The organism is Kitasatospora sp. NPDC086009 (assembly GCF_044540385.1).
Taxonomy (GTDB): domain Bacteria; phylum Actinomycetota; class Actinomycetes; order Streptomycetales; family Streptomycetaceae; genus Kitasatospora.
In genome coordinates this window covers 194,854-201,237 of record NZ_JBITSA010000005.1, presented here as the reverse complement: position 1 = coordinate 201,237, position 6,384 = coordinate 194,854, and the positions used below count along the sequence as shown (strand labels likewise).

The following is a 6,384-nucleotide window of genomic DNA, read 5'->3' as shown; positions in this document are numbered from 1 at the left end:
CCCGGCCCACACCCACAAAAACACCCCCGGGTGGCCGGACCTGCTCCGGGCCCCGGCGCCGCCCCCCGCGGGGGTGGGGGGGGTGTTGGGGGGGGGGGGGGGGGGGGGGGGGGGGCCCCCGCGGCCCCGCCCCGGCGCTCCCACCGCACCGTCACCCCCACGACCGTCCCCCCACGGAGGTGCACCACCGTGTCCGGAACGAACACCCCACCCGCGACCACCGCCACCCGCAGACGGCGCCCGCGCCGCGCACTGACCACCGTGCTGACCGCCGCCGGCGCGGCCACCGCGCTCTGCGCGGCGCTGCTCGGCACCGCCACGGCCGCCGTCCCGCCCGCGCCCGCCGGCTGGACCACCGTCTGGAGCGACGACTTCGGCGGCGCCGCCGACACCCTGCCGGCGGCCGCCGACTGGATCGTCGACACCGGCACCAGCTACCCCGGCGGCGCCGCCAACTGGGGCACCGGCGAGGTCCAGAGCTACACCGCGAACACCGCCAACCTCCGCCAGGACGGCGCCGGGAACCTGCGCATCACCCCGATCCGGGACGCCGCCGGCAACTGGACCTCCGGCCGGATCGAGACCAGGCGCAGCGACTTCGAACCGCCCGCCGGCGGGAAGCTGCGGATCGAGTCCCGAATCCAGATGCCGAACGTGACCGGCCCGGCCGCCGACGGCTACTGGCCGGCCTTCTGGACGCTGGGCGCGCCGTACCGCGGCAACTACTGGAACTGGCCGACCATCGGCGAGTTCGACCTGATGGAGAACGTCAACGGCGTCAACCAGGTCTGGGGGACCCTGCACTGCGGCGGCAACCCGGGCGGCCCGTGCAACGAGACCACCGGCCTCGGCGCCGTGCACGCCTGCCCGGGCTCGGCCTGCCAGGGCAACTTCCACACCTACGCGCTGGAGTGGGACCGCAGCGTCAGCCCGCAGCAGCTGCGCTGGTACGTCGACGGCGTGCAGTTCCACTCCGTCACCTCGGCCCAGATGGACGCCGCCACCTGGGACGCGGCCACCGCGCACGGGCACTTCATCCTGCTGAACGTCGCGATGGGCGGGGCCTTCCCGGACCCGGTGGCGGGTCACCGGACGCCCACCGCCGCGACCGCCTCCGGCGTGCCGATGCTGGTCGACTACGTCGCGGTCTACCGCTCGGGCGGCGGCACCACGCCGCCGACCACGCCGCCGCCGACCACGCCGCCGCCGACCACCACGCCGCCGACCACGCCGCCGCCGACCACCACGCCGCCGACCACGCCGCCCCCCGGCGGCACCGGGAGCGCGTACGGCACCATCCAGGCCGAGGCCTACGGCGGGCAGTCGGGGACGGCCCGGGAGGCCACCACCGACAGCGGCGGCGGCCAGAACCTCGCCGCGCTCGCCAACGGCGACTGGGCGCTGTACCCGGGCGTCGACTTCGGGACGGCCCCGGCCCGGCAGTTCAAGGCGCGGGTGGCCTCGGGTGCGGCGGGCGGCGTCAGCGGACTGGTCGAGGTCCGCCTCGACAGCCGGACCGCCGCGCCGATCGGCTCCTTCGCCGTGGCCAACACGGGTGGCTGGCAGAGCTGGACGACCGTCCCGGCGAACATCGCCGCGACCACCGGCAGGCACGACGTCTACCTGACCTTCACCAGCGGGCAGCCGGCCGACTTCGTCAACGTCAACTGGTTCACGTTCAGCACCACCTGACCCGGGGTGCCGGGCGGTGGCGGACGGCAGTCGCCCGCCACCGCTCCGGCGTGCCCGCCCGGGTGTTCTGGGAGCGCTCTCAGCGACGGGCGACCGACCCGCTAGGCTCTGGGGACGAAGCGTTCACGCGCGAGAGGAGCCCACGGTGCCGGAGCAGTCGCCGCGTCCGACGCTGGAGTCGGTCGCCGAACGGGCCGGGGTTTCCCGGGCCACGGCGTCGCGGGTGGTGAACGGCGGGGAGGGCGTCCGTGAGGCCCTGCGGGAGAAGGTCCGACGGGCCGTCGACGAGCTCGGCTACGTCCCGAACCCGGCCGCCCGGACGCTGGTCACCCGGCACAACCGGGCGGTCGCCGTGGTGGTGGCCGAGCCCGGCAGCCGGCTCTTCTCCGACCCGTTCTTCGCCCAGCAGCTGCGCGGCATCGGCCGCGAGCTGTCGGCCGCCGACCACCAGATGGTCCTGATGATGGTCGAGGACCAGCACGACTACGAGCGGGTCGGCCGCTACCTGGCCGGCGGGCACGTGGACGGCGCGCTGCTGTTCTCGCTGCACCAGCCGGACCCGCTGCCCGACATGGCGCGCAAGGTCGGGCTGCCCTTCGTGGTGGGCGGCCGGCCGGGCTGGCCGGGCGCCGATTCCGACCACGACCTGGTCTACGTGGACAGCGACAACCGGGGCGGTGCCCGACTGGCGGTCGGCCACCTGCGGGCCCTGGGGCGCACGGCCATCGCCACCGTCACCGGCCCGCTCGACCAGACCTCCTCGATAGACCGGCTGGACGGCTACCGGGACGTGCTGCCCGACGGCGACCCGGCGCTGATCGCCGAGGGGGACTTCACCCCCGACGGCGGCGGCCGGGCGATGGCCGAACTGCTGGCCCGCCGACCCGACCTGGACGCGGTGTTCGCGGCCTCCGACGCGATGGCCTCGGGCGCGCTGCGGGTGCTGCGCGAGGCCGGCCGCCGGGTGCCGGAGGACGTCGCCGTGGTGGGCTTCGACGACGTCGAGTCGATCGCGGCCTGGACGGAGCCGCCGCTGACGACGGTGCGCCAGGACATCGAGGAGATGGGCCGCTTGATGGCCGGGCTGCTGCTGCGCCGGCTCGCCGGTGCCGGTGCCGGTGCGCGGCCCGGGGCGGCCGGCGGAGCGGCGGGCGGCCTCCCGTCGGGTCTGCGCCCCGGGGGCCCCACCTCCGTGATCACCCCCACCCGGCTGGTTCTGCGCGCCTCGGCCTGACCGGCCTCGGCCGGACGGGCTGGACCTGACCGGCGGGCACCTGACCGGCCGGGGCTTGGGCGGTCGGGCGCTTCGCCGTCCCACCGGAGTAACCCTTTCCACCCCTGCGTTCAAGGCCTGAACGCGGGTCGACGATATCCCGGAGATTACGTTCGGGTTTCGGCCTCTTGACCATCGCGCCGCCCGCACGGCACTCTCCTCTCAACGCACTGAGAGCGCTCTCAAGAGCGCTCTCAGAACCCGTTCGACGCACCGCCTCGCGCCCCCTCGTCCGCGCACCCCCACGCCCCCGCTCGCCCCGCGCCGCCCGAACCGCACCCCACCCGCCCCGCCAGGGAGTCCTCATGCGCCGCTCCGCCGCCGTGCTCGCCAGCACCGCCCTCGCCGCCACCCTCCTGCTCACCGCCTGCGGCAGCTCCGCCGGATCGGCCGACGCCGCCGACGGCAAAGTGACCATCACCGTCGACCTCTTCGGCACCTTCGGCTTCAAAGAGAGCGGCCTCTACGAGGAGTACATGAAGCTGCACCCCAACGTCACGGTCAAGCAGACCGACACCCAGGACGAGGGCCAGTACTGGCAGGCCCTGCAGACCAAGCTCGCGGGCGGCGGCGGCCTGGCCGACATCCAGGGGCTGGAGGTCGGCCGGGTGGCGAGCGTGCTGCAGAAGCAGGCCGACAAGTTCACCGACCTGAAGACCCTCGGGCTCGGCTCGGTCAACGACGAACTGGTGCCCTGGAAGGGCGCCGCGGTGAAGACCGCCGACGGCCGGGTCCTCGGGGCCGGTACCGACATCGGCCCCGAGGCGATCTGCTACCGCACCGACCTGTTCAAGGCGGCCGGCCTGCCCACCGACCGCACCGAGCTGGCCCAGCGCTGGTCGACCTGGCAGGGCTACCTGGACCTCGGCAAGCAGTACGTGGCCACGGCCGGCGCCGGCAACACCTGGACGGACAGTGCGGCCGGGCTCTTCACCGCCGAGGTCGGCCAGCAGAAGGTGCGCTACGCCGACGAGAGCGGCAGGCCGGTCTTCGACAGCAGCCAGGCCGTGCGGACCGCCTGGGCCGACGCCGGCCGGCTGGTCGCGGACGGGCTGAGCGCGAAGCTCCCGCAGTGGACCCCGGAGTGGAACAAGGCCTTCAGCACCGGGAAGTTCGCCACCCTGAGCTGCCCCGCCTGGATGCTCGGCTACATCAAGGGCCAGGCGGGCGAGGCCGGTTCGGGCAGCTGGGACGTCGCCCCCGGCCCCGGCCGGACGGGCAACTGGGGCGGCTCCTACCTCGCCGTGCCCAGGACGGCCAAGCACCCCAAGGAGGCCGCCGCGCTGATCGCCTGGCTGACCGCCAAGGAGCAGCAGACCACCCTCTTCACGAAGCAGGGCTCCTTCCCGTCGTCCACCGGCGCGCAGGCCGCCATCAAGGACGTGACCGACCCGTACTTCAACAACGCGCCGATCGGCCGGATCTTCAGCGAGTCGGCGGCCGCCATGCCGGCCCAGGTGCTCGGCGTGGACGACGGCGTGATCGGCAAGGCCTTCACCGACGCCCTGGGCGAGGTCGAGCGGACCGGCACCGCCCCGGACACGGCCTGGAAGCACGCGATGGACAACATCACCAAGGCCAACGGAAACTGACGGGGTATCGGCAGATCACCACGATGGCCATCACCTCCGCCGCCCGCCTGCCCGCGGCCGACCCGGCGAAGCCCCGGGCCCGCCGGGCCGGCCGGCTCGCGCCCTACGGCTTCCTCGCCCCGTTCTTCGTCCTGTTCGCCGCCTTCGGGCTCTTCCCGCTGCTCTACACCGCCTATGTCTCGCTCCACCGGGTCGAGTTGCAGACCACCGACCGGATGGACTGGGTCGGCGCGCAGAACTACACCCGCCTGCTGGCGGACCCGTTCTTCTGGAACGCGCTGCGCAACACCTTCACCATCGGGGTGCTCTCCACCGTGCCCCAGCTGCTGATGGCACTGGGCCTGGCCCACCTGCTCAACTACCGGCTGCGCGGCCGGTCCTTCTACCGGGTCGCGATGCTGATGCCGTACGCGACCTCGGTGGCGGCCGCCACGCTGGTCTTCGCCCAGCTCTTCGGGCGGGACTACGGCCTGATCAACTGGGTGCTGGGCCAGGCCGGCCTGAGCCCGGTGGACTGGCAGGCGGGCACCTGGGCCTCGCAGTTCGGCGTCTCCGCGATCGTCACCTGGCGGTGGACGGGGTACAACGCGCTGATCTACCTGGCCGGCATGCAGGCGATCCCCGGCGAGCTCTACGAGTCGGCGGCGGTCGACGGGGCCTCCCGGTGGCAGCAGTTCCGCCACGTCACCGTCCCCGGCCTGCGCCCCACCATCGTCTTCACCGTGGTGGTGTCGACCATCGGCGCCACCCAGCTGTTCGGCGAACCGCTGCTCTACGAGGGAAACGCCGGCGGCGGGATCTCCCACCAGTACCAGACCCTCGGCCTCTACCTCTACGAGCAGGGCTGGAGCTTCTTCCACCTCGGGCGCGCGGCCGCGGTGGCCTGGGTGATGTTCCTGCTGATCGTCGTCCTCGCCCTGCTGAACGCGGCGATCGCCGCCCGGCGCAACCGTACGGACCGGTGACCCGCATGCGACCGAACCCGCGCTCCCCGCTGCACGGCGGCCCGCTCGTCCACGTGGTGCTGATCACCGCCACCCTGGTGTTCGCCTTCCCCTTCTACTGGACGCTGGTGGCCGCCAGCCGCTCCAACGCCGAACTCAGCTCGGCCTCACCGGCACTGACCCCCGGACCGAACCTGCTGCACAACATCGGCGCGGCGCTGGAGCAGGCGGCGATCGGCGACGCGCTGCTGAACTCGCTGATCGTCGCGGCCACCGTCACGGCCGGGGTGGTGCTCTCCTCGACGCTGGCCGGCTTCGCCTTCGCCAAACTGCGCTTCCGCGGCCGCGGCCTGCTGCTGGCGGTCACCGTCGCCACCATGATGATCCCGCCGCAGCTCGGCGTGATCCCGCTGTTCATGGTGATCGTCCGGCTCGACCTGCAGAACACCCTGCCGTCGGTGATCCTGCCCTCGCTGGTCTCGGCCTTCGGGGTGTTCTTCATGCGGCAGTACCTGGTCCAGGCGCTGCCGGACGAACTGGTCGAGGCCGGCCGCGTCGACGGCGCCTCGCTGTTGCGGATCTTCCGTTCGATCGTGCTCCCGGCCGCCCGCCCGGGCATGGCGGTGCTGGGCATGCTGACCTTCATGGCCACCTGGAACGACTTCTTCTGGCCGGTCGTCGCCCTCAGCTCGCAGAACCCCACCGTGCAGGTCGCGTTGAAGTCCCTGGGGCAGGGGTACGTTCCCGACCAGTCGATCGTCATGGCCGGCACCCTGATCGGCACGCTCCCCGTCCTGCTGGTCTTCGGCGTCCTCGGCCGGCAGATCGTCGGCGGCATCATGCAGGGCGCCGTCAAGGGCTGACCCCGACCCACACCACCGGA

At 73.4% G+C, this 6,384-nt stretch carries 5 protein-coding genes; all 5 read left to right on the top strand.

The window, feature by feature from the left end; all coding sequences use genetic code 11:
- The first annotated feature begins 189 nt into the window (after positions 1-189).
- The gene (locus ACIF6L_RS15375) at positions 190-1,692 is read left to right on the top strand and encodes a glycoside hydrolase family 16 protein (RefSeq protein WP_396487342.1); all 1,503 of its coding nucleotides are present in this window, start codon (positions 190-192) and stop codon (positions 1,690-1,692) included.
- Positions 1,693-1,837: 145 nt separating this feature from the next.
- Positions 1,838-2,926: a LacI family DNA-binding transcriptional regulator gene (locus ACIF6L_RS15370; RefSeq protein WP_396487340.1), complete on the top strand. Its 1,089-nt coding sequence runs from the start codon at positions 1,838-1,840 to the stop codon at positions 2,924-2,926.
- Positions 2,927-3,270: 344 nt separating this feature from the next.
- The gene (locus ACIF6L_RS15365) at positions 3,271-4,557 is read left to right on the top strand and encodes an extracellular solute-binding protein (RefSeq protein ID WP_396487338.1); all 1,287 of its coding nucleotides are present in this window, start codon (positions 3,271-3,273) and stop codon (positions 4,555-4,557) included.
- 23 nt (positions 4,558-4,580) lie between these two features.
- The gene (locus ACIF6L_RS15360) at positions 4,581-5,522 is read left to right on the top strand and encodes a sugar ABC transporter permease (RefSeq protein WP_352290682.1); all 942 of its coding nucleotides are present in this window, start codon (positions 4,581-4,583) and stop codon (positions 5,520-5,522) included.
- A gap of 5 nt (positions 5,523-5,527) precedes the next feature.
- Positions 5,528-6,364 carry a carbohydrate ABC transporter permease gene (locus ACIF6L_RS15355; RefSeq protein ID WP_396487336.1) on the top strand — a complete coding sequence of 279 codons (837 nt, stop codon included), beginning with the start codon at positions 5,528-5,530 and terminating at the stop codon, positions 6,362-6,364.
- Positions 6,365-6,384: the final 20 nt, after the last annotated feature.

Excerpts from the sequence above, each read along its gene's own strand:
- ACIF6L_RS15365 (WP_396487338.1), top strand. The coding sequence starts at position 3,271 with ATGCGCCGCTCCGCCGCCGTGCTCGCCAGCACCGCCCTCGCCGCCACC.
- ACIF6L_RS15360 (WP_352290682.1), top strand. The coding sequence starts at position 4,581 with ATGGCCATCACCTCCGCCGCCCGCCTGCCCGCGGCCGACCCGGCGAAG.
- ACIF6L_RS15355 (WP_396487336.1), top strand. The coding sequence starts at position 5,528 with ATGCGACCGAACCCGCGCTCCCCGCTGCACGGCGGCCCGCTCGTCCAC.